General features: G+C 40.9%; 1 protein-coding gene. It reads left to right on the forward strand.

Annotation, left to right across the window (positions count from 1 at the left end; translation table 11 throughout):
* Window positions 1-110: 110 nt before the first annotated feature.
* A partial coding sequence (locus tag DSY56_RS11665; protein WP_160109935.1) for a helix-turn-helix domain-containing protein occupies window positions 111-733 on the forward strand: 623 nt, incomplete at its 3' end.

Here is a 733-nt window from a genome sequence, read left to right on the forward strand (position 1 = left end):
TAACTTCTCAAAGTAACTTCCACTTGCCTGACCAAAGTGGAAATTAGTCTAAAACGGATTTTTATGGTGGAATTAAGTGTGAGACGTTTGAGTTAGAAACGAGGTCTACTATGACAAAACATAAACACCTTACCCTTTCAGACCGTAATGATATCCAATTAGGTTTAGAGCGCAGTGAAACCTTCAAAGCTATTGGACAATCCATTCTAAAAGACCCGACTACTGTTTCTAAAGAAGTCAAACGAAACAGACAAGTCCGAGAGTCTACATGCCATAACCTTCCTTGCCCTCTACTCGACAAAGCTCCCTTTGTCTGTAACGGCTGCCCTAAAAGAAGACAGAATTGTGGCTATAAGAAGATCTTCTACCTCGCTAAGCAAGCTCAAAAACAATACGAACAAACTCTTGGAGAAGCTCGTGAAGGAACTCCCCTCAATTCCAAGACCTTCTGGGACATGGACAAAGTCATTTCTGATGGGGTTAAAAAAGGACAACACATCTATCATATTCTCAAAACTCATAACCTTGATGTCAGCTCCTCAACTGTCTATCGACACATCCGAAAAGGGTACCTATCTATCGCTCCGATTGATCTTGCCAGAGCCGTTAAATTCAAAGAAAGACGAAAAAGTAAGCTACCTTCCATCCCTAAAGAAGCTAAAAAAGGCCGTTCCTATGAGGATTTCCAAAACTATTTAGCACTGAATCAACTAGACTCTTGGCTGGAAATGGA

The organism is Streptococcus sp. 596553, from assembly GCF_900411395.1.
Taxonomy (GTDB): domain Bacteria; phylum Bacillota; class Bacilli; order Lactobacillales; family Streptococcaceae; genus Streptococcus; species Streptococcus mitis_BA.